Annotated in this window: 19 protein-coding genes and 2 pseudogenes; 10 read left to right on the forward strand and 11 right to left on the reverse strand. The window is 60.6% G+C overall.

Translation table 11 applies throughout. From position 1 onward, the window contains the following. Positions 1 to 190: 190 nt before the first annotated feature. The gene (locus N181_RS08075) at positions 191 to 985 is read left to right on the forward strand and encodes a ZIP family metal transporter (RefSeq protein WP_014857892.1); all 795 of its coding nucleotides are present in this window, start codon (positions 191 to 193) and stop codon (positions 983 to 985) included. A gap of 197 nt (positions 986 to 1,182) precedes the next feature. On the opposite strand, the pseudogene tnpC reads toward N181_RS08075, so the two are convergent. From tnpC to N181_RS08110, 8 genes and pseudogenes are all read right to left on the reverse strand, one after another. Next, a pseudogene (tnpC, locus tag N181_RS08080) lies at positions 1,183 to 2,753 on the reverse strand (IS66 family transposase). Positions 2,754 to 2,821: 68 nt separating this feature from the next. Then, complete coding sequence (tnpB, locus tag N181_RS08085) at positions 2,822 to 3,145, reverse strand: IS66 family insertion sequence element accessory protein TnpB (protein ID WP_037456730.1); 324 nt, start codon at positions 3,143 to 3,145, stop codon at positions 2,822 to 2,824. 167 nt (positions 3,146 to 3,312) lie between these two features. Beyond that, on the reverse strand, positions 3,313 to 3,570 hold the full coding sequence (locus tag N181_RS35505; protein WP_080579812.1) for a transposase: 258 nt from the start codon (positions 3,568 to 3,570) through the stop codon (positions 3,313 to 3,315). Between the two features lie 166 nt (positions 3,571 to 3,736). Then, positions 3,737 to 4,504 carry an ABC transporter permease gene (locus N181_RS08090; protein ID WP_014857896.1) on the reverse strand — a complete coding sequence of 256 codons (768 nt, stop codon included), beginning with the start codon at positions 4,502 to 4,504 and terminating at the stop codon, positions 3,737 to 3,739. Continuing rightward, positions 4,501 to 5,322: an ABC transporter ATP-binding protein gene (locus tag N181_RS08095; protein WP_014857897.1), complete on the reverse strand. Its 822-nt coding sequence runs from the start codon at positions 5,320 to 5,322 to the stop codon at positions 4,501 to 4,503. The genes N181_RS08090 and N181_RS08095 overlap by 4 nt, the downstream gene beginning before the upstream one ends. After that, positions 5,322 to 6,311, reverse strand: a complete 990-nt coding sequence (locus tag N181_RS08100; protein ID WP_015633530.1) for an ABC transporter substrate-binding protein — start codon at positions 6,309 to 6,311, stop codon at positions 5,322 to 5,324. Before N181_RS08100 ends, N181_RS08095 begins: the two co-directional genes overlap by 1 nt. Continuing rightward, complete coding sequence (locus N181_RS08105) at positions 6,308 to 7,270, reverse strand: 1-phosphofructokinase family hexose kinase (protein ID WP_014857899.1); 963 nt, start codon at positions 7,268 to 7,270, stop codon at positions 6,308 to 6,310. The genes N181_RS08100 and N181_RS08105 overlap by 4 nt, the downstream gene beginning before the upstream one ends. Positions 7,271 to 7,291: 21 nt before the next feature. Beyond that, entirely contained in the window at positions 7,292 to 7,972 is a 681-nt protein-coding gene (locus tag N181_RS08110; protein WP_014857900.1) for a CBS domain-containing protein, read from the reverse strand. A 615-nt stretch (positions 7,973 to 8,587) separates the two neighbouring features. Between N181_RS08110 and N181_RS08115 the strand changes: the two genes are divergently transcribed. Further along, positions 8,588 to 9,565 (forward strand): ribose-phosphate diphosphokinase, encoded by a 978-nt coding sequence (locus N181_RS08115; protein WP_014857902.1) that lies wholly within the window; start codon positions 8,588 to 8,590, stop codon positions 9,563 to 9,565. On the opposite strand, the gene N181_RS08120 is transcribed toward N181_RS08115, so the two are convergent. Further along, positions 9,548 to 10,459 (reverse strand): hypothetical protein, encoded by a 912-nt coding sequence (locus N181_RS08120; protein ID WP_100209357.1) that lies wholly within the window; start codon positions 10,457 to 10,459, stop codon positions 9,548 to 9,550. The genes N181_RS08115 and N181_RS08120 overlap by 18 nt on opposite strands. A gap of 161 nt (positions 10,460 to 10,620) precedes the next feature. Continuing rightward, on the reverse strand, positions 10,621 to 11,448 hold the full coding sequence (locus tag N181_RS08125) for a universal stress protein (RefSeq protein WP_014857904.1): 828 nt from the start codon (positions 11,446 to 11,448) through the stop codon (positions 10,621 to 10,623). Between the two features lie 178 nt (positions 11,449 to 11,626). Here N181_RS08125 and groL point away from each other — a divergent pair, with 178 nt between their 5' ends. Together groL and N181_RS08135 are read left to right on the forward strand one after the other, a co-directional pair. After that, positions 11,627 to 13,249: a chaperonin GroEL gene (gene groL / locus N181_RS08130; protein ID WP_014857905.1), complete on the forward strand. Its 1,623-nt coding sequence runs from the start codon at positions 11,627 to 11,629 to the stop codon at positions 13,247 to 13,249. A gap of 47 nt (positions 13,250 to 13,296) precedes the next feature. Beyond that, positions 13,297 to 13,626 carry an ATPase inhibitor subunit zeta gene (locus tag N181_RS08135; protein ID WP_014857906.1) on the forward strand — a complete coding sequence of 110 codons (330 nt, stop codon included), beginning with the start codon at positions 13,297 to 13,299 and terminating at the stop codon, positions 13,624 to 13,626. A 13-nt stretch (positions 13,627 to 13,639) separates the two neighbouring features. On the opposite strand, the gene ppsA is transcribed toward N181_RS08135, so the two are convergent. After that, entirely contained in the window at positions 13,640 to 16,024 is a 2,385-nt protein-coding gene (gene ppsA, locus N181_RS08140) for a phosphoenolpyruvate synthase (protein WP_015633532.1), read from the reverse strand. Between the two features lie 187 nt (positions 16,025 to 16,211). Here ppsA and N181_RS08145 point away from each other — a divergent pair, with 187 nt between their 5' ends. From N181_RS08145 to N181_RS08170, 6 genes and pseudogenes are all read left to right on the forward strand, one after another. Continuing rightward, the gene (locus N181_RS08145) at positions 16,212 to 16,886 is read left to right on the forward strand and encodes a glucokinase (protein WP_157783891.1); all 675 of its coding nucleotides are present in this window, start codon (positions 16,212 to 16,214) and stop codon (positions 16,884 to 16,886) included. 464 nt (positions 16,887 to 17,350) lie between these two features. Continuing rightward, a pseudogene (locus tag N181_RS08150) lies at positions 17,351 to 17,877 on the forward strand (Hsp20/alpha crystallin family protein). A gap of 88 nt (positions 17,878 to 17,965) precedes the next feature. Then, positions 17,966 to 18,796 carry a universal stress protein gene (locus N181_RS08155; RefSeq protein ID WP_014857909.1) on the forward strand — a complete coding sequence of 277 codons (831 nt, stop codon included), beginning with the start codon at positions 17,966 to 17,968 and terminating at the stop codon, positions 18,794 to 18,796. A 42-nt stretch (positions 18,797 to 18,838) separates the two neighbouring features. After that, entirely contained in the window at positions 18,839 to 19,285 is a 447-nt protein-coding gene (locus N181_RS08160; protein ID WP_014857910.1) for a host attachment protein, read from the forward strand. Between the two features lie 68 nt (positions 19,286 to 19,353). Further along, the gene (locus N181_RS08165) at positions 19,354 to 20,073 is read left to right on the forward strand and encodes an ABC transporter ATP-binding protein (RefSeq protein WP_015633535.1); all 720 of its coding nucleotides are present in this window, start codon (positions 19,354 to 19,356) and stop codon (positions 20,071 to 20,073) included. Between the two features lie 5 nt (positions 20,074 to 20,078). Continuing rightward, complete coding sequence (locus tag N181_RS08170; protein WP_014857912.1) at positions 20,079 to 22,442, forward strand: ABC transporter permease; 2,364 nt, start codon at positions 20,079 to 20,081, stop codon at positions 22,440 to 22,442. Positions 22,443 to 22,445: the final 3 nt, after the last annotated feature.

Consider the following 22,445-nt stretch of genomic DNA (forward strand, 5'->3'; position numbering starts at 1 on the left):
CCTTCCGTGTCAGTAGCCGAAAGCGGACGCCTCAGATATATATTATCATCAAGCGGATCACCTATGGTCACGAGTTGATTTAACGAAACAGGCACTACGCGTGCTCATTAAAGCTGCGTAACTCCCTTCAACAGCGACCATTTTGCTTCACAGACGCAGAGATACTCCATCCCATGGGGGAAGAGTACTTATGTTCGGGGCGCGGCACATGGTCGAAGGCAACTTTGCCTTTTTATTGTTGGCCAGTGGGGCTGCCATTGCGTCGCCGGTAGGTGGTTGGCTGGGATCACATGGCAAGATCGGGACGCTATTTTTGTCGATCTCGGTAGGCATGGCTGCTGGCGTGCTATTGGGCACTTTTACCTTCGAAATGATACCCACGGCTGGAGCTGCCGCTGGTAAGATCCCAACCATCGCCGGTTTCGTTGTCGGCTTTCTGACAGTTTATATCTTCGACCTGTACATCAATCACGGATTCATCGCGGGGCACGAATCCGACGAATGGCACAAGCTTTCTCGCCTGCATCGTATCCAACGAGCGCGGGGATCCAAAGTTACCCTCCTTGCTGGCAGCACCGCAATTGAGGAACTGATCGAGGGGTTAAGCATCGGGGTCGGTCTGGCCGCTGATCCAAATCTAGGTGTCATGATCGGGGTAGCTATCATGCTGGACAACGTCGTCGAGGGGATGAGCATCGCTGAAATCATCCGGGCAGACGAGGGGGAGAATGCGTCTCGATCGATATATATCTGGACTTGGCTGATCGGCTTAGCCCTGTTCTCGTCTGCTACCGTTGGATGGACCTTTCTGAGCGACATCGCTCCGAGAATGCTGGGGGTTCTCTTGGCATTCGGCGCAGGGGGTATGTTTTATCTCACAATCGCAGATCTTTTGCCCAGGTCAGCAAAGACACAATACCAGCAGTCTGCCGCACTGGCCGTGGCCGCGGGGTTCTTGTTGATATTCGCGCTAACAAACCGATGATTGCGGGGAAAATATTGGAGGTTTACTCTTTGCGGACGGTCACGGCTTACCTCTTGCGCGGGGTCGGATGCCGCACACTATTGTGTCGCCACCTAGAGCATATGAATGCCTGCCGCTCCGAGACGACCAAGCGCAATCCAGTGATCGACTGACTGCACGAACTGACTTGCGACGACGCCTGCCGCCCCTTCGGGCCGTCAGCAGTCATTGGTGACTCTTGCGACATAAGACCCGATGATCCCACGGTCATCGATCCGGCTCTGCTTATGGCCGTTGACGACGGCGGTGAGCGTGCTGGTCAAGTAGGCCAGCGGATCGACGTCATTGAGCTTGCAGGTTTCGACGAGCGAGGCGATGGTCGCCCAGTTTTCGGCTCCGGCATCGTGCCCCGCAAAGAGTGCGTTCTTGCGATTGAGGGCTATCGGCCGGATGGTTCTTTCGACGCTGTTGTTGTCGAGTTCGATGCGGCCGTCGGTCAGGAAGAGGCGCAAGCCGTCCCAGTATTTGGCGATGTATTTCAGAGTCTCGCCCAGCGGTGATTTGGCAGCAACGCGGGCACGGTGATGTGCGAGCCATGTTTTCATGTCCGCGATCAGCGGTTTTGAACGCTCCTGTCTCGCAACCAGGCGAGTATCCGCATCAAGCCCGCGCAGATCGGCCTCGATCCGGTAAAGTTCACCAATCCGCTTTACGCCTTCCTCGGCAATCGGCGTGGGTCCAGTGCGGGTGATCTCCACCAACTTGCGACGCGCGTGTGCCCAGCAATAGGCTAGCCTGATGTCGGGACCGATACGGTCCGGTGCGACAAGGCGATTGTATCCGGCATAGCCGTCGACCTGCAGAACGCCTGAGAAGCCCTGCAATATCCGTTCGGCATGCAGTCCCCCGCGACCTGGCGCATAGGTGAAGGCGACACCGGGTGGAGCATTCCCATTCCATGGGCGATCATCACGTGCCAAGGCCCAGAAGTATCCAGTTTTGGTTTTACGGGAGCCGGGATCAAGCACTGGAGCATGGGTCTCGTCCATGAAGAGCTTGGTCGAGCGCTTCAGGTCGGTGATCAGGGCATCGAAGACGGGACGCAACTCATAGGCTGCCCGGCCGACCCAGTCGGCAAGGGTGGAGCGGTCGAGGGGTGGAGCGGTCGAGGTCTATACCCTGGCGGCTCATGATCTGCGCCTGCCGATACAGAGGAAGATGATCGGCGTATTTGGCGACCAGTACATGCGCGACCATGGCCTCCGTCGGCAAACCCGCCCTGGATCAGCCGAGCCGAAGCGGGGGCCTGAACGACGCCGTCCGTGCAGGCGCGGCACGCATATTTTGGGCGGCGGGTGACGATGACGCGGAACTGCGCCGGGATCACGTCCAGCCTCTCCGACACATCCTCACCGATGCAATGCAGGCAGCCGCCGCAGACGCAGATCAGGCTTTCCGGCTCGATGATTTCTTCGACACAGGGAAGATGAACGGGAAGCGAACCCCGATTGGTCGCTCGTGGTTTGGAGGAACGTTTGCCAGAAGGAGCATCGGCTTCGTCCTCGGCGTGGATCGCCGCGATGGCGGTTTCCAAATCCTCCAGCGCCAGATCAAATTGGTCGGGATCGCTCTTCTCGGATTTGCGCCCGAAGGCCGCCTGCTTGAATGCTGCAACAAGTTTTTCCAGCCGTTCGATCCGCTCGTCCTTGCGAACTTCACGCGCCTCCGCCGCGATTAGCATCGCCTTCAGGGCGGCAATATCGTCAGGAAGATCGGCGGCACCAAGCATGCGCAGGGTCTATCAAATCTCACCCCACTTTGCCTTTGGAATCCGCCACCCGAGTCATCGTGCCGCAGCTATTCGATCGCTTCCGGCGCTCTGGCCTCGACGGCGCGAACGCGACGCCAATCCAGGCCCGCAAACAAGGCTTCGAACTGCGCATGGCTCAATGTCATCAAGCCATCCTTGATACCAGGCCAGGTGAAGGTGTGTTCTTCGAGCCGCTTGTAGGCCATCACCACACCGCTGCCATCCCAATAGATCAGCTTCAACCGGTCCGCCTTGCGTGACCGGAACACGAAGACCGTTCCGGTGAACGGGTCTTTGCGCAGCTCGTTCTTCACCAGCGCCGCCAACCCGTCATGGCCCTTGCGAAAGTCCACTGGCTTTGTCGCCACCATGATCCGGGTTTGACGGAAAGGTCTTGCCGAGGCCGCCAATGCACGCGCAATGGCCACGATCCGGGCCACAGATGCGCCTTCCTCCAGGCGGATCGTGACAGGACCGACGATGATCTCGGGGCACGGAACTTCCTTAACCGCCGGCGCGGCCACAGTCGTCTCGACAATCATCGCCGCGAATTCAACCGCATCCTCCGGCGCGGGCAAAACCAGCTTGCCCTGCCGCGCCATCGTCGCCAAGACGATAGATGGTTCGGCTTCAGCCCATACCGCTCCGCCACCTCGTTCACCGTCACGTCCGGCCGCAGACTCTCCGACACGATCCCGCGCCTTGACCTCATCCGGCCAGTGGCGATGCCCCTCACGCCCGGCCTTGCCGCTCGTGAGAACCTCCAAGTCTCCATGGAGAAACTCCCTTCGATCATCCATGGAAAGCCGATCACAGATCACGCCAGACAGTGCAACGTGGGGGCTAAACACCGGTTACAAAACAACCTTCGTGGGCGAGCTTCAATTTGGCCCAGCCAAAGCCGCAGGGCGGCGCACTTCGTCAACAGCGATAAGATATGAGAGCACGTTCCGATAAGCCCTTCACCTGACGTTCGTGCCCCAGCGGCGATGGAGGAAGCGCTCCCAGGGCGCAAAGAGAATTCGATCCGCCAGGAGGCCGATCAGCACGATGACCACCATGGCGCCGATCACCTGGTCCATCGCGTTCAATTCGCGGCCGTAATGGAGCAATTGGCCGAGGCCAAAACCTGTAAGGATCGTGACGAAAATCTCCGCCGCCATCAGCGATCGCCAGGCGAATGCCCAACCCTGCTTCATGCCGCTAACCAGGAACGGCAAGGAAGCCGGCAACATCACCATGGTCCAGAGATGGATTCCTCGCGACCCCATGGTGCGTGCCGCACGGGCATAGATCGGCGGGATCGTGCGCGCGCCATGGTTGGTCGCGATGATCACCGACCATACGGTCCCCATCACGACGACGAAGAGCATCGCACCCTCTGTTTGCCCGAACCAAAGTACGGCGAAGGGCACCCAACAGACGCTCGGTAGTGTCTGCAGACCAAGTGCGAGAGAGCCGATTGTGTCTTCCAGGATCTGCGAGGAACTCGTGAGTACGCCGAGAGGCAGGCCGATCGCAACGCCGATTGCATAGCCAACCAGAAGCCGCTGCATGGTAACCCTGATCGCTTCAGAAAGCGTGCCATCCAGCATGGCACCCCAGAGATACCGGGCGACGCTCAAGACAGAGGGAAAGAGCACCGGTGACCAACGCCCGCTCTCAGACGCCAACTCCCAGGCGACCAGTAGCATGACCACGAAGCCCGACACGATCGCGAAACGCCTCATTCCGTCACCCCGCCGCCGATTGTGCCGCGAAGCGCATCAGCAACGCGTCCGGCGTGTCCAATGAGTTCCACATCGTAGATGCTTCGCGGGCGCGGCAGCGGAATCTCGAAGTGCTGGACGATCCTCCCCGGCGCCTTCGACATCAATAGCACGCGATCTCCCAGGCAGGCCGCCTCGCGCATATTGTGCGTGACGAACACAACGGTCTTGCGGCTGTCGCTCCAGATGCGCTGGATATCGTCGTAAAGGTGCTCGCGGGTCATCGCATCGAGTGCGCCAAAGGGTTCGTCCATCAGCAGCACCTGCGGATCGGGGGCCAGCGCCCGCGCCAGGGCTACCCGCTGCTTCATTCCACCCGATAGTTCATGCACGTGCGCGCCTTCAAATTTTTCGAGGCCGACCAAGGCGAGATATTGGTGCGCGATCTCGCGCCGTTCGCCGTTGCTGAGCTCGGGGCAAAGCCTCAGGCCGAACATGACGTTGCCGAAAACGTTGAGCCAGGGAAACAGCGACGGCTCCTGGAACACGACCAGACGCTGCCGACCCGGGCCGGTCACCGGCAGACCGTCGGCAAGCACATGACCGGCATCGGGCTTGCTCAACCCGGCTATGATGTCGAGGAGGCTCGACTTTCCGCAGCCGCTCGGGCCAACGACACAGACGACTTCGCCGGCCGCAACCTGCATCGAGACATTGTCGAGTGCATGTATGGTTGCTCGCGGCGTGCGGAACCACTTTGACACCCCCTCGACGACGAGCTTGCTCGTTGCCGTGGCAACCGGAGCCGATGTCGAAGGGTTGGTGACTTGATCGAGCATCAGGGCACCTCGATCAGTCTCGAAAGCTCCGGCATTTCCCGCAGGAAGCCGACCTGCTGAGCCTTGGTGACGAAGGTCTGCAATGCGGAGCGTGAAATCTCGCTGGTAACCGACATGCGCGCCCATGCGCGCGCAATGAGCTCCGGCGACATGCTGACGCGAAACGACGCCTTTAGTTCGTCGCGGATCATCCGCTGCGCGTCCAACGGGTGATGCTTGATCCAATCGCTGAGGTCGCGATGTGCCTCAACGAAGCGTCGAACGAGGTCGCGATGCTTCGCAAGAAACGCTGCGCGCGCAACGAGCACCGTCGTGATTGCATTCTTTTCTTCAACGAGGATTCTTCCACCCGCCTCCATTTCGAGCCGCGAAACCCAGGGTTCGACAGTCCAGACGGCATCGAGCTGTCCGGTTTTGAAAAGTGACAGTTGCTCCGGATTGGCAGTCGGAACAACCTGGGCGTCCCCGCCTGCCTGTGTTATCCGCAAGCCTCCCGCCAAGAGCCAGGCGCGTGCTGCGACGTCCTGAGTATTTCCGAATTGGGGAGTTGCGATCCGCTTACCGCGGAAATCCGCCGCACTCGCAAGGCTTTCATCCGGCTGCACGACAAGCGCAGAACCACCGTTGACCGAGCCGGCGACGATGCGGATCTCTCGTCCTCCCGAACGGGCATAGGCATTAATGGCCGGATTCGGTCCGACGTAGGTGAGGTCAATGCTCTCGGCAAAGATCGCTTCCATGGCACTCGGACCGGCATTATAGGCATACCATTCGACCTTGATCTTCGGACCGAGCCGATCGGCGTACCAATTCCGGCCCTGCCGTTCGAAGTTTCTGGCAACCAGCGCCTGCGCATGTGTCACGTTCGGGAAATGGCCAATCCGAATCCTAAGATCTTGCGCCCGAACGGCAGTCGTTCCAAACGCACAGAGTCCGACCGCAATCATCGTCACAAACAGCCGCCGCACTCTGGACAGAAACTCGTTCATGGACCGGAGCTTTCGATGGACGTCGACGGCACGCCTGGAGGCGGTTCGGTCCCGTTGTAAATCTTAAAGACGTCGTTGCGCCGGCACAGCTCGGTTCCGGATGCGATGACGGCGGCTGCTCCCGCGGCGACACCAAACCGGAACGCCTCCTCAATTGACCTGCCTTCCGCCAGCAACCAAGTGAGCGCGCCAATGAAGCTGTCGCCGGCACCCACGGTGGACTTGGCGACGACGTGCTTAGACGGGACGCGTAAAACGCCGAAGGCTCCAGCCAAGAGGGCACCCTCGCGGCCCATAGTGACTGCAACGAACTCTGCTGCAGTTTCCTTCACCAAAGCCGATGCGGCTTGCGCGACCCCATTCTCGTCCAGACGCCGGCCGGCCAGTGTTTCCAACTCTTCAATGCTCGGTTTGACGAGGAAAACCGGTGCCTTGCCCAAGGTGCTGCGCAATGTCGCCCCCGGGCAGTCGAGAATGAACCTGGCGCCGGTTTTCGCGGCTATGCGGCCAATGTCAGCATAGATGTCTTCGGGAGCGTTGCGCGGCAGACTCCCGCTGGCCACCACGAAGTCGCCCCTGAACCTCTCAACGATCGCAAGCGCCTTCGCGATGTCGCCCGGCGCGACTTCCGGCCCTTCGGGAACGAAGCGATATTCGAGCCCCGTTTCCTCTTCCCGAACCATAAAGGAAATTCGCGTCAGCCCTGCTATCTGCACGGCGTGAGTTCGAATGGCTGATGTCGCAAGGGCCTCTCTAAGCATGGCTCCAGTCGCTCCGCCCGCGAGGACGAGGAGCTCCGGCTCGCCGCCGAGCTCGGCGATGACGCGTGCGACATTGACGCCGCCGCCGCCCGGTCGTTGCCGCTCGCTGTGCGTACGGATCTTAACGGTCGGACGCACCCGCTCAGCCTGACTCCATACGTCGATGGTGGGGTTGAGAGCCACTGCAAGGATAGGCATGGTTCACTCCACCGAGGTGCTTCAAGATCGTTCTGATAAGCTCGCGCCCGCTCCGACACGCAGCTTGTTCCTGACGCGCCCAACGCCGCTCACGGCTTCTGCGGCAACGCGAGCCGCCTCGCGCTGGACCTCACTGGCGACCTCCCCCCATAGGCAAACTGTGCCATCCTCGATGGTCACGTCGATAGCCGCCTTGTCGAGCCCGACGTCGGAACAAGGCCTCGCCAGGACAGCGCGTCGCGTGGCCTCGTCGCCCGCAGCCGTTATGTCAGGCACTGCCGCAGCGATCACCCGCAGAATATCGCCGCGGCTGACGATGCCCACCATCTGGCCGGCGCGTACAACAGGGACACGTTTGATGTCGTGCGTCTTCATAGCTGCAGCAATACGGTCAACCGGAGTGTCTTCATCCACCGTCACGACACCTGGCGTCATGACATCACCAACACGCCAGCTGTTTCCCTTGATGAAAATCTCCGGCGCCTCTTCGTGCGTGCTGCCCGTACCCCGCCACGCGGCGGGTCCCAATTCTGCGCGCCGCAACAGATCTCCCTCAGTCAGAATACCGACAAGACTTTCATTGTCGTCAAGGACCGGCAGGCCGCTGATGTGGTTTTCCAGCATTACGCACGCGGCATGCTTTACGCTATGCTCGGGACTTATGGCGATGACCCTCCGGGTCATGATGTCCGCGGCTTTCATCTGAGGCTCCCCATGAAAATATGGTGCCTGAAACATAGCTCACTTGTCGACTGCGTAGATTGACTTCGGTCAATAAGGGGAGCGGCAGGGCCGCCATACTGCCCCGCGCCGCTACAACCGTGCAGCTTGGTGCGTCAGGCCGTGCTCACCTCAGTCTGGTCCGCGTCTTGTGTGCTCCGTGGGAGACCCGCAGCACTCTGCTGGCGCGATCGTGAAGGCCGCAACGCACACCTGGACCTCACCCACATCCTTGATTTGCGTCAATGCAGGCTATTCCAGGTAATACGACATTTGACGAATGGAGACAGATGGGGTTTCACATGTCACAGTTGATTGCAAGTCACCATAGCGACTATCGCGGCTACGGTTTGGAGGCCAGTCACTATGCTTCGGGATGGCGAGTGCACATAATACCCGGCCCGCGCTCCCTCCCAACTGACCCTGACCACGTCTTGGCAGATACTCAGGAGGAAGCGCTTACAAAGGCACGAGCAATCGTCGATCGCCACCTCCAAGGCTGAACAACTCACTTCGCTACAAAGTGCCGCGAGGGGGCATGTGCGGCCCTTCGATCAGCATCAAGGAACGAGTGCAGTTGCCCTTTAGGATGCCCCAATGCGCATCTTTGCACTGAATGCATCACGGGTTTTTGGCGGAAAGCTTGCTTTCGCTCTCGGTGTGCCGATCGACGAACACGAGGAACGCGATTTCGAGGATGGTGAGCACAAGGCCAGACCGCTTGTCAGCGTGCGTGGCGAGGATGTCTACGTCCTGCAGCAACTGAATGGAAGTGCCCGGGAGTCTGTCAACGATAAGCTTTGCAAATTGCTGTTTTTCATCGCTTGCTGTCGCGAAGGAGGCGCTTCACGCGTGACGGCCGTCGTTCCTTATCTCGCCTATGCACGCAAGGACCGGCAAACCAAGGCGCGGGATCCGGTGACCACGCGCTACGTGGCGCAGCTTTTCGAAGCAGCAGGCACCGATCAGGTGATGACGCTTGACGTGCATAACATTGCCGCTTTCCAGAACGCCTTCCGCTGCCGCACGATTCATCTGAGTGCAAAGGAGCTATTCGCCGACGTGATTGCCCGAAAAGCTGCAGGCGGGCCGGTCGCGATCTTGTCCCCGGATGGCGGCGGCATCAAGCGGGCCCAGCTTCTGAAGGAGGCCTATGAGCGCCTCTCTGGCGCCCCTGCAGGATTCGGCTTCATGGAGAAGCGCCGCAGCCGTGGCGTCGTTTCGGGCGAGCTCTTTGCGGGAGAGGTGGAAGACGCGACGGTCTTCATCCTCGACGACATGATCAGCACCGGCGGCACCATGCTGAGAGCAGCGGAAGCCTGCCGGCAGCGCGGCGCCAAGGCGGTCTATGCGATGGCGACGCACGGCCTTTTCAGCAAGGGCGCCGAAGCAATGCTCGCCCATCCCGCGGTCGACGGGACGATCGTAACGGACTCCATTGCGCCATTCCGGTTGCCTGAACAACGCTTGCGATCGTGCGTCGAGGTGGTCCCGAGTGCGCCGCTTGTTGCTGAAGCCATTCGTCGGCTCGCCTTCGGCGGCTCGATTACGGAGCTTCTAGGCGACGATGACTGACGGATGCCGCCGGGCTTGTGTCAGATAGGCAAGCGCCAAAGGACGCCATTTCTTCGGTTCCCGGACCGGATGCTCCAGGAGATGAACCAGGCACAGCCTTGCCCGCAGCAAGGCGCGAAAGCGGCCATAAAGCGCAAGCAAGCGGTCGTCGGGACGATCGCCAAGCTCCCTTTCCAGTGCAGACAAGAGCAGAGGCCTTATCCAATCGGCCCCCAGCACCTCGCATTCGAGCGCCAGGTAGCTGATTTCGTCGTAGGGATCGATGATCCGCATCGAGCGGTTGAATTCGAGACAATCGATAATCTGCGGTGGGGTGACCAGGCAGACATGCTCCGGCCGCAGGTCGCCGTGGCCCTCGACGATCCTTCCGCGTGCGATGCGGGATTCGATGACACCGCGCATTTCGTCCAGACGGACGCCGACACCGTCGAGCAAGGCGGCCACACCCGAGAGCTCGAATTCGGGGCGCGTCAGCAGGGCGCGGTTTATTTCGTGTTCCTCGAGAAGGTGTCGTATATAGGCCCCGCCACCGGCAATCTCCGGCGAACAGCCGATATAGAACCGGGCAAGCCGATCGACTATCGCGGAAATCTCGGCCGGGCTTACCCGGTTCGCAGCGATGCGGGCGTCCAGCATGTCGTCCGCCGGCAGCCGCCGCATCTCAACGAGCCAGTCGATGACGTGCGCGGATTGCTCAAACGTCAGCGCGCCCGCATCGTCACAATAGAGCGGCTTGACGGCGCGATAGGTCTCGCGTGCCAGCCGGCGGTTTAGGCGAAGCTCCTCCTCGCAGAAGAACTTCCGCGCCTCGACGGTACTGAAATCGAGGTGGGATCGCGAGACCGGCTTCTTGAGCTTGAGCACCCAATCGTCGGCTATGAAAACCCAGGACATATGGGTCTCCTTAGTCTCGATGTTGTCCGGCGGTTGCGGGTAGGAGGCGGGGTTGGAGAGGAATCGCACCTTCTGCGCCAGTGCCGCACTGAGATCGGGACAAGTCTCGTCATGCTGTTTTCCAGTGAGCAATCCCGGGGAGCGGCGATTGTGGGGCATCATCAGGCCGACATTAGGCGGTGGAGCGCCCCTTCGCGCAGCAGCGATCGGGTGACGCCGCCAAGCAGCCATTCGCGAAGGCGGCCATGGCCATAGCCGCCAGAGACGATCAGATCCGCTCCGATCTGCCTGGCGATGCCAACTAGCGCCTCCCCAGCCTCGCCTTCGCGATGGTCCACGATCTCTGCGCGGGCTTTTGCACCATGATTGATAAGATAGCGGACAACGTCGGTGGCACTGGCCATCGCCCGATCCGGTTCGTGCTCCGCGACGGTCGCTACCAGGACTTCGCGCGCATGGGCAAGGAAGGGCATCGCGTCTGCGACCGCCCGTCTTGCTTCACGGGCATCCTTCCAGGCAACGACCACGCTACTCGCCTTGAGAGGTGCGAGATCATCTCGCGGTATGAGGACCGGACGGCCCGCCGCATGTATCAGCGCGCCCAGGTCTATGGCGGTGTGGGCGTCGCGTCCGCCCTCCTCGCCACCTGATCCCGCGATTACAAGGTCCGCCGCTCTCGCGGCTATCGCCAACCCTTTTGTCGGATCGCCGACGGTAGTGCGCAACGAATCGGCCCCTCCCATCTCGCCGCTGGCATCAAGATCGCTTCTAAGCGCTTCCAGGCGGCGTTCGATCTCCCTCGCCTCAAGCCGCATGAACTCGGCGTCCACGACCACTCCGGGCGGAGGCGCCGCAATCGGGTGTATGTCGCCGGCGGCAAAGCCGATCAGATTTGCCTCAAAACGCGCGGCGAGGTTGCGCGCAAAACTTAACTGCGATCCTGCGCCATCTCCTATGTCCAAGTGCACCAGTATCGTGTTGTAAATCATAGCCGCGACCCTCTATTACCTCTCTTTCGAGAACTTAACCATCGATCGACCGCCCTCGCCTTGACCGGCATCAAAGATGATTGCGTGACGCTTGGGGGCTTGTGCAGATGCCGTTTGATGCGCGTCAAAGCGTCCCGTCCGGTCCGTGCTACAAAGGCAAGGAACGGAGGATGAAGCCATGGCTCACAAGCAGGTCCTTTTCCATTCGGCTGCCCGAGAGAAGATCTTGAGGGGCGCTTCGCAATTGGCCGATGCCGTTCGGGTCACGCTCGGGCCGCGGTCGAAAGCCGTTCTGATCGAAAGGAAATGGGGGCCCCCGATCGTCTGCAATGACGGGGTCACAATCGCCAAGGAATTCGACCTCAAAGATCCCGAAGAAAATCTCGGCGCGCGCATGCTGCGCCAGGCGGCGGAGAAGACAGGGGAAATCGTCGGCGACGGGACGACCACATCGACCATTCTTGCCCATGCGATTTTCGCCGATGGCCTGCGCAATGTCGTTGCGGGGGCAAGCGCGATCGACATCAAGCACGGGCTTGACCGCGGCGTCAAACGAGCGGTCGCCGAACTCAAGAAGAACTCACGGCCCGTCTCCGAGAAGCGTGAGAAAGAACAGGTGGCGACGATTTCGGCCCACAACGACGCACAGATCGGCACACTGGTCGGAGACGCAATGGAAAAGGTCGGCGACGAGGGAGTCATCAGCGTCGAGGAATCGAAAACGACCGAGACGGTCCTCGAAGTCGTGGAGGGCATGCAATTCGATCGCGGCTATCTTTCTCCCTATTTCGTCACCGATGCCGAGCGAATGGAGGTCGTTCTCGAAAGCGCCGCGATCCTCCTGTTCGACCGCAAGATCAATTCGCTCAAGGATTGCGTGGAACTCCTGGAGGCCGTCGCGAAAGCCGGGACACCGCTGCTCATCATCGCTGAAGATGTGGAAACCGAGGCCCTCGCGACCTTGATCGTCAACCAGATGCGCGGAACACTGCACAACTGCGCCGTCAAGGCGCCGGGGTTCGGAGACCGACGCAAAGCCCTGTTGCAGGACATCGCCATCCTCACGGGTGGACAGCTCATTTCCGAGGAGCTGGGCATCAAGCTCGAAACGGTTACACCCGAACAACTTGGCCGCGCCGAGCGGGTCGTCATTACAAAAGATACGACCACCATCATCGGTGGCGCGGGAGACAAGAAGGCCATCAGTGGCCGGGCGGAACAGATCCGCAAGGAAATCTCGACCACCAGCAGCGACTATGACCGTGAAAAACTCCAGGAGCGATTGGCGAAGCTTTCCGGCGGCGTGGCGGTGATCAAGGTGGGTGCGGCCACGGAGGCGGAACTCAAATCCAAGAAGGAAGCGCTTGATGACGCCATCAGTGCGACCAAGGCGGCCGTGGCCGAAGGCATCCTGCCGGGTGGCGGATTGGCTCTCCTGCGGTGCATCGCTGCCGTCGCAGAGGAGGAGGAAGCCTGCGAAGGCGACGAGCGCACCGGCGTTCAGATCCTCAAGCGGGCACTGGAAATCCCGGCACGGCAGATCGCGGAAAACTCCGCAACCGACGGCGGCGTCGTAGTCGCGAAGATGCTCGAGGGAGAGGGCAGTTTCGGATACGACGCCGGCCGAAAGGTCTATGCCGACCTGGTTTCGGCCGGCATCATCGACCCCACCAAAGTGATCCGCGTCGCGCTCGAAAACGCGGTTTCGGTCGCAAGCGTGCTGTTGTTGACCGAAGCCACGATGACGGAACTTCCCGAGACGCCGAAGGAGTCAATGGCCGAAGCCGCGATGCAACCATAGTTGCAACCTACCCCGCTCGAGCTCACTTACGATCGGAGCAAGAAATTATGGAACTGACGGAGCGAGAGAAAGCGCTCGAAGAAAGGTACATCCTCGATTTCGAGCGTTCCTTGAGAGTTCGCGAACGCCGAGACAGCCTGTTTGCCGGATGGGCGGCACGCGCGCTCGATAGAGCCGACGCGACCGCCTACGCGGACGAGATCGCTGACGCCGGACGGGCCGAAGCTGGCGACGACGACGTCCTGCGCAAGGTCCTGCGGGATTTCGAGAGCGCCGGAATCCCTGCGACCAGGGAGCAGCTACAAGAAAAGATGCGGGCGCTGTTGTTTGTCGCCGCCGAACAACTGGACGCCGAAAGCACAGAGGCGAGGCGGTAAATCCGCGCCTTCCCTATTTCGTTTTTCCCCCCTTTTCCGCCGCCGCCACGGCCTGCTTCACCGCCACAAAACTGTCGGGTGTGACCGAGATCGAGTCGATGCCGCATTCGACAAGAAATGCCGCGAAATCGGGATGATCGCTTGGTGCCTGACCGCAAAGACCAATCTTGGCGCCGGCCCGCCGAGCTTCCGTGATGACCTTGGAGATCATCCATTTCACGGCTTCGTCCTGCTCGTCGAACAAGGAAGCGAGATCCTCCGAATCCCTGTCGACACCGAGCGTCAACTGGGTGAGATCATTCGAACCGATCGAGAAGCCATCGAATAGCCTCGCGAAATCCGCCGCAAGGATAACGTTCGACGGTATTTCGCACATGACATAGACCTGCAGCCCGTTGACGCCGCGCTGAAGGCCGTTTTCAGCCATGACCTGAAGGACTTTCTCAGCCTCATGAACCGACCGGCAGAACGGAATCATTACGATAACGTTCTTGAAGCCCATCGCCTCGCGCAACCGCTTGATAGCCCGACACTCAAGTGCAAAGCCGTCGCGATATTTCGGCGAGTAGTAGCGAGATGCGCCACGAAAGCCGATCATCGGGTTCTCTTCTTGCGGCTCGAATTCGGCGCCACCGCAAAGGCCCGCATATTCATTCGTCTTGAAATCGCTCATGCGCACGATGATCGGCTCGGGATAGGCAACTGCGGCGAGACGGGCCAGGCCGCGCGAAAGCTCGTCGACGAAATAGTGGGTCCGCTCCGTGTAGCCCGATGTCATTGCAGCGATCTTCTGCTTTGCCGATTGATCGCGCAGGCGATCGAAGTGCGCGAGGGCCATGGGATGGATCTGTATCGCATTGCTGATCACGAACTCCATGCGCGCAAGCCCAATGCCATCGGTCGGGAGTCTCCACCAGCGGGAAGCGGATTGCGGATCGGCAAGGTTCAACATGACCTTCGTCCGCGTTTCCGGAATATCGGCGAGGCTGATCGTCTCCGCCTTGAATTCGGCCTGCCCTTCATAGATGCGGCCCTCGTCGCCCTCGGCGCAGGACACGGTGACGATCGCGCCCGTGTGCAAGAGCCTTGTCGCGTTCTCTGCGCCGACGATTGCAGGAAGGCCAAGCTCGCGACTGACAATAGCTGCATGTGAGGTGCGTCCCCCATGATCGGTGACGATGGCGGAGGCGCGCTTCATGAGCGGCACCCAGTCCGGGTCTGTGGTTTTGGTAACCAGAATGGAGCCATCGGTGAATTTGCCGATGTCGTCGGGATGCTCGATGAGGCAGACGGGACCCGCCGCGATGGCACTGCCTATCGCGAGGCCCTTTGCCAGGACGCGCCCCTTCTTGCCGATCTGATAGGTTGGAAGTTGATCGGAGGCTGCTTTCGCCTGCACGGTTTCGGGCCGGGCCTGCACGATGTGGAGCTGGCCATCGCGGCCGTCTTTGGCCCATTCAATGTCCATGGGACAGCCATAATGCTCCTCGATCGCTATCGCCCAGCGGGCGAGCTTGAGGACTTCCTCATCGGTGAGTACGAGGGTGCTCTTTTCTTCTCGTGAGGTGGAGATACCCAGGGTGGGCTCGAAACTGTTGCCATAGGTGAGCTTCCTGCTCTTCGTGCCGCATCTCTTTTGAAGAATGGGCACAAGGGCAGTGTCGCCAAGCAGCGGTTTGAAGACGCGGTATTCGTCGGGATCGACGGTTCCTTTGACAACATACTCTCCGAGACCCCAGGCCGCATTGATCAGCACGACCTTATCAAAGCCGGTCTCGGTCTCGATCGAGAACATGACGCCTGCGCTGCCGAGGTCGGAACGAACCATTTCCTGGACGCCGACGGACAAGGCTACCTTCATGTGATCGAAGCCGTTTACCTTGCGGTAGCTTATGGCTCTATCGGTAAAGAGCGAGGCATAACAGCGGCTACAGGCGCTCATCAGTGCCCGCTCACCGACGACATTGAGAAAGCTTTCCTGCTGCCCGGCAAAGCTCGCCGTCGGGAGGTCCTCGGCGGTTGCGCTGGAGCGAACGGCAACAGAAGCCGCCTCGATGTCGAGCCTGCGCGACAGCGCACGATAGGCGGCCACTATTTCCGCTTCGATCTCGGCGGGCCAGCTACCCCGGAGAATGTTCTCGCGTATTGCGGCACCCGTCTCGGCGAGGGTGGCTCCGCCGGCCTCCCATTTCTCAAGCAGTGCAGTAATCGGTGCCCGCAAGTGATTGGCATCGATAAAGTTCCAATAGGCCTCCGCTGTCGTCGCAAAACCGCCCGGCACCTTGATGCCATGGGAGGAAAGGCCGGTGATCATCTCGCCGAGTGACGCATTCTTGCCTCCCACATTGGCGATATCGCGCCGCGTCACATCCTCGAACCAGATGATTGAAGCGGCCATTTCTTCCTCCTATCGCTGAGAGCGGCACGTGACGAGATACATGCTCTCCCTGTCCGCTCGAGGCCTCCGCATCGACACAGCGATACCCTATGCTTTCACGACATCGGTGACCTTGACGTCCATCAAAGTGCGAGAGGCTAGTCGGCCGCATACTCTCGGCATGCCGCGAATATGTTGGAGGCCGAGGGTGAACGAGTTCACACATGACGCTGTTGTGGCCGACATTGGCGAGACGCACATGCGCTTCGCCGTCGTCCATACTGACAGGCTGACGATCGAAGATTATGTGCAGTTCGGAAGAAACGTATTTGCGTCCGTGGTCGAGGCGCTGGCCGCTTACCGGCGCTCTCTACCAATTTGTCCACCTGCCTTGGGGATCGCAATCGCAAACAGCGAGTCGTTGCTCGTCAGTGATTTGGAACGCAGGCTCGCCGAAGGATATGCCGGCGAATGGCACCACGTTAAAATCATCGAGTCCATCGACGCGCTTTCGCTCATCTTGCCCGATCTCGCTCCGCATGACGTCGTCCGCCTCGGATGGGCAGAGGCCCGTCGCGACGCGACGAAGGCTGTCGCAAGCGTTGGCGACGCACTCGGCGTAGGGATACTCGCTCAAATCAATGGCTCTTGCACCCAGTTCCATACTCACGCCGGAAGCATGTCCTTTGCACCCCGAACGCACGGGGAACTTGACATCTTGGAGCGCGTTCGCGGCGAAGGGGAGACGATCGGACTGGTTGTCGCAAATACCCGTTTTGCTGATCAGAAGCGAAGACGCCATACTGCGCGGAGCAGCAAAGGCCCTCAATCAACCGATGGACTAACCCCTCCGTTCTCGGGGCCCGCCGGAAACGCGGCCTGACTGGTCAGCGTGGGGAAGTGCCGAAATCTCTGTCGTGTCTACTCTCTGCCTGCCTGCATTCGGGCAGCCTTTGATTGGCAGGACGCTGAACAGCGAGGCAATCATGAGTACGATGATGATCAGAAGCAGCCTGCTCGTAATGGCTGTCTGGATAGCGTGAAATAGGTTGTGCCTGGTCATTGTCGAATTCCGCTGACCTTCACCGTCACCCACGAAGAACGGCTACCGCGTACAAGCACATCACACATCCAAGGAGCGCGCCTTGTTCTCCGTCAAAAAGGAATGGGGGGCGGGTCCGTCTTTGACGCGCATCAATGAGGCTGGTGCCACATAGGGCTCTAATAAATACATCTGGCTGGACACCGGGCGAGAAACGCGGCAGGCCCAGCCAGGGTGGCTTTGCGGTCGTGCTTGCAACGAGCGGCCCGATGAGCCTGCAACCCTGCTTTGAAGGAGAACCAGCCATGGCTGAACCTGAGACCAAACTGCCCATCAAGTCGGAAGAGAAAGCCGTCGAGCATCGCGGCGAGTCGTGGCTCCCGTTCGAAAGCCTGCGATCCGAAATCGACCGCCTGTTCGACGACTTCGCTCCGTCCCTGTGGCATCGCCCCTTTGCGTCCGCATTCACGCGTCGGATGCCGCGGCAGTCGGAGTTCAAGATCGCGCCCGCCGTCGACGTCGCGGAGACAGAGAAGAGTTACGAAATTACCTGCGAACTGCCAGGGATGGAGGAAAAGGACATAGAGATAGCGGTCTCCAACGGAACCTTGACGATCCGGGGTGAGAAGCAGGAGCAGAAAGAAGAGAAGAACAAGGACTACGTCCTTTCGGAGCGTCGCTACGGCTCATTCCAGAGGGCCTTCCGATTGCCTGACGCGTTGATGCCGACAACATCGCCGCCAATTTTTCGAAGGGCGTTCTCTCCGTGACCCTGCCAAAGACTCCCGAAGCGCAGCAGAGCGAGCGCAAGATCCAGATCAAACCAGCCTAGCATTTCGCCTGGGTGAGCAAGACGCGCCGCGGCGCGTCTTGCTGGGTTCATTCTCGCGTCACGCTTCGACGTTCCAACGGAGGAGAACATGTCATTCAAGACGATGCTTGCCGTAATTGGCGTTTCGCAGACCGACCGCGACCTGCAGGTGGCTACAGATATCTCCGATCAAGTCTCCGCGCACTTGAGCGCTCTTATCGTCGGCTTTGCGCCACAACCGACCGGGCGGTATGCAACGCTTGCGCCAGCGTGGCTCGAACAGCGCGAGCGAAATCTGCAAGCGCTTGGCGAAACCGCGAAGACGGTTCGCGACAAACTCTCGAAGCGGGGGATTTCATTTGATGTCGACAGCATCTACGCGGAGGTGGCAGGTGCCACCTACGACATAGGCGAACGCGCCCTCTATTCTGATCTCATCCTGATGGGTCCCGGTGCCTTTGAGAACGCCGACCTCAAGCAGCAGATCATCACCGGCGGCCTCTTTCAGTCCGGGCGCCCGGTGTTGCTGATCCCGCCCGGATCCATCCCGACGCTCAAGCCGAAAACCGTCCTGTTAGCATGGGACTCGCGTGCTCAGTCCGCACATGCGGCTCGAGAAGCACTCCAGCTGATGTCCAACGCCAAGTTCGTTCACGTGGCTATGGTCGATCCCACGGCAACGCCCAGGCAGAGCGGAGATGAACCCGGAGCAGATGTCGCCGCCTATCTGGCGCGCCACGGCATCGATGTGACGGTCGATGCGCTGCCGAGCGCGGGCCGGACCGTGGCGCAGGTCCTGCAGCGACATGCGAATGATGTGGCCGCCGACATGATCGTCATGGGCGCCTATGGTCACTCCCGGCTGCGCGAGCTCGTATTCGGTGGCGTCACGCGATCGATGCTCAACGAAGCCCGGCTCCCCGTGTTGATGGCGCGATGATGAGACAGAAGATTACGAACGTGTGCGATTGAGGCCAGCATTATGTCGACGATAAGAATTCCGCACGGCAGCGTCGTGCTGGTGTGTGACGGAGCCAAGGCGCTCATCCTGCGTAACCAAGGGGATGCAGAGCTCATCAATCTCATTCCGGTCGAGGTCGAAACGGAATACCAACCTCCGACGCGGGAACTCGGAACGGACCGTGAGGGGCGAGTTTATCAGTCGCAAGGCGACGCTCGAAGCGCAGTCCAGCAAACGGACTGGCACGACCGGGCGGAGGAAGCCTTCGTCTCCCACATTTGCGAGAAACTTGGCGCGCTCGCACGCGACGACGGCACCAGTAAACTGGTTCTCGTTGCACCGCCGCGCATTCTTGGCAATCTGCGCAAGCAATTGGATTCCCCGGTGCGTGCCTTGATCATCGCCGAAGTGGCCAAGGATCTCGTGAAGTTTCCAATCCCGGAGATCGAGCATTATCTTTCGCAATGATACCCACCTGAGACGGGGCGAGTTTCGCGGCGGTCGCGGCCACACGCCGACGACCCGAGGAGTGAGTGGTGGAGAACGAGGCATCGGCCATCGCCCTGGAGGCGCGCGAACTCACCAAGATCTATCGGATGGGTGCGGTAGAAGTTCACGCCCTGCGCGGAGTGGACGTGGCCCTTCGCGAGGGCGAACTGGTGGTGTTATTGGGGCCATCCGGCAGCGGCAAGTCGACCCTGCTCAATATACTTGGCGGCCTCGATACGCCGACTGGTGGAACGGTTAGGTTTCGCGGAGAGCCCCTCACTCTAGATAGCGAACGCGCACTCAACCTTTACCGTCGCAATCACGTCGGTTTCGTTTTCCAATTCTACAATCTCATCCCCAGCCTGACGGCGCGCGAAAACGTCTCCCTCGTGACGGAGATCGCCAGAAACCCAATGTCGCCTGTTGAAGCGCTTTCGATTGTCGGGCTCGGCGACAGGCTTGATCACTTCCCCGCGCAACTTTCCGGCGGCGAGCAGCAGCGCGTTGCCATTGCCCGCGCAATCGCCAAGCGCCCCGACTTGCTTCTCTGCGATGAGCCGACAGGCGCACTCGACAGCAAGACCGGAATCCTCGTGCTCGACGCGATCCTCAGGATCAATCGGGAACTCGGCACAACGACGGCGCTGATTACGCACAACGCAGTGATTGCCGAGATTGCCAATCGCGTGCTCTACTTTGCCGACGGGCGCATCGTCGAAACGCGGACCAACGCCGCGCAGCGCGCCCCTGGCGAACTCGCCTGGTGAAAATGATGAGCAGTCTCGATCGCAAGCTCATCCGTGAACTCTGGAGACTGAAGGCGCAGGTTCTTGCCATCGCACTGGTGATCGCGTCCGGCACCGCCCTTCTCATCATGGCACTGACGACGATCGAAGCCCTCGAGGAAACGACCGCCGCCTATTACGAACGGACCCGTTTTGCCGATGTGTTTGCCCAGGCAAAACGGGCGCCCGAAAATCTCCAGCGTGAAATCGCGGATATTCCAGGCGTCCGCCTCGTGGAGACGCGTATCGTCGAAGGCGCGATTCTCGACATGCCGGGTTTTGCAGAGCCGGTCGTTGCCCAGTTGCTCTCGCTGCCCGAACGGGGGCCCCAGCTTCTGAACGCGTTGGTTGTCAGGTCCGGACGCCTGGCCGACCCGACCCGTCCCGACGAGGTGGTCGTCAGTGAGCCTTTCGCCGAGGCTCACGATTTGAAGCCCGGCGACAATTTCGATGCAGTCTTGAGGGGGCGTAAACGCACGTTGCAGGTCGTCGGCACCGCGCTTAGCCCCGAATTCGTCTACGCGATCGCCCCCGGCGGCCTGATGCCGGACGACGAGCGTTTCGGCATCCTATGGATGGGACATGACGCGCTGACGGCCGCCTTCGACCTCAAGGCTTCCTTCAACAACGTCACCCTCAGCCTGCTGCCGGGCGCTGACGAAAAAGACGTCATCCGCCGGCTTGACGGCCTCTTGGCTCCCTTCGGCGGCATCGGTGCCTATGGCCGCGCCGACCAGACCTCGAACTGGTTCCTGGAAAGCGAGATCGCCCAGCAAAAGAACATGTCGCGGATCATGCCGACCATCTTCCTCGCCGTCGCCGCCTTTCTGACCAACATGGTGATGGCACGGCTGATCGAGACCGAGCGCCGCGAGATCGGGCTCCTGAAGGCGTTCGGCTACGGCAATTGGGCGATCGGCTGGCACTACGCCAAGATGGTCCTCGTCATCGGCACGATCGGCATCCTGATCGGCTCGCTGATCGGTGCATGGCTCGGCCATTGGAACACCGAGCTCTACACCAAGTTCTACCGCTTTCCGTTCCTGCTCTACCGCCCCGGCCCCGCCGGCTTCGTGATCGCCGGCGCCATCAGCCTCGGTGCGGCGCTCGCCGGCAGCCTCGCCGCGGTACGGCGGGCCGTACGACTGCCGCCTGCGGAAGCCATGCTGCCCCCTTCCCCGCCGGTCTATCGGCGCATGTGGGCATCGCGGACGGCGCTCGCCGGCGCCTTGGACGAGCCGTCGCGCATGATCTTCCGGCGCATCATCCGATGGCCCGTCAGGGCCTTTCTCGCGAGCCTCGGCCTCGCCCTGTCGATCGCTGTGCTGATCATGGCCCTGCAATGGGTCGATGCCATAGATTCTCTTGCCGAGACCGCCTTCGAGCGTGGACAGCACCAGGACGCGACGGTTGCGTTCAACGACAAGCAGCCGATCGACACGGTCGCGGACTTCGAGAATCTGCCGGGCGTCCTGGCGGCGGAACCCTATCGTTTTGTCTCGGCACGCATCCGTCACGCGCATCTCTCCGAGCGACAAGGCATCATTGGCGCCCCGGCCGGCGCCATCCTCAGTCCCGTCTTCGACGTCGAGCGCGGGCGTATCGAGGTTCCTCCCGGCGGGCTCATGGTCTCACGCAAGCTCGCTGAGCTTCTCGATGTGAGCGCCGGCGAAACCGTCGACATCGAGCTCCTGGAAGGGCGCCAGACGCGACTGAGCCTGCCGGTGGTGCAGATCTTCGAAACGTATCTCGGCACGCCCGCCTATATGGACATGACCGCGCTCAACCGGATGGCCGGCGACGGCCGCGTCGTGAGTGGCCTGCACATGCGCGTCGATGCTCCGAGCCGCGCGACGTTGCTGGAGAGCCTCAAGGACATCCCCAACATCGCCGCTGTGCTTTTCCGGCAGGCCGCGATCGACACGTTCTACAAGACGATGGGAGAAACGATCTTTATCTTCATCGGCTTCTTCGTCGCCTTCTCGATGACGCTTTCAGTCGGCGTCACCTACAATTCGATCCGCATCGCGCTTTCCGAACGGGCGCGCGAATTGGCGACGCTCCGCGTACTCGGCTTCAGCCGCTGGGAAATCTCCTACATTCTGCTTGGCGAAGTCGGCATTCTGACATGGCTCGCGATCCCGCTCGGCGCAACCATCGGCTATGGCCTTGCATGGTACATGACGAGCGCCTTCGAGACGGAACTCTACCGCGTGCCGCTCGTCTTGAGGGATGCAACCTACGGCAAGGCGGCGCTGATCGCGCTCGCGGCCACGCTGGTCTGCGCCGCGGTCGTGCGTCGGCGGCTCGATCGTCTGGACCTGATCGCAGTGCTGAAGACAAGGGAGTAGTCC

The sequence above is a fragment of the Sinorhizobium fredii USDA 205 genome, assembly GCF_001461695.1.
GTDB classification, from domain to species: domain Bacteria; phylum Pseudomonadota; class Alphaproteobacteria; order Rhizobiales; family Rhizobiaceae; genus Sinorhizobium; species Sinorhizobium fredii.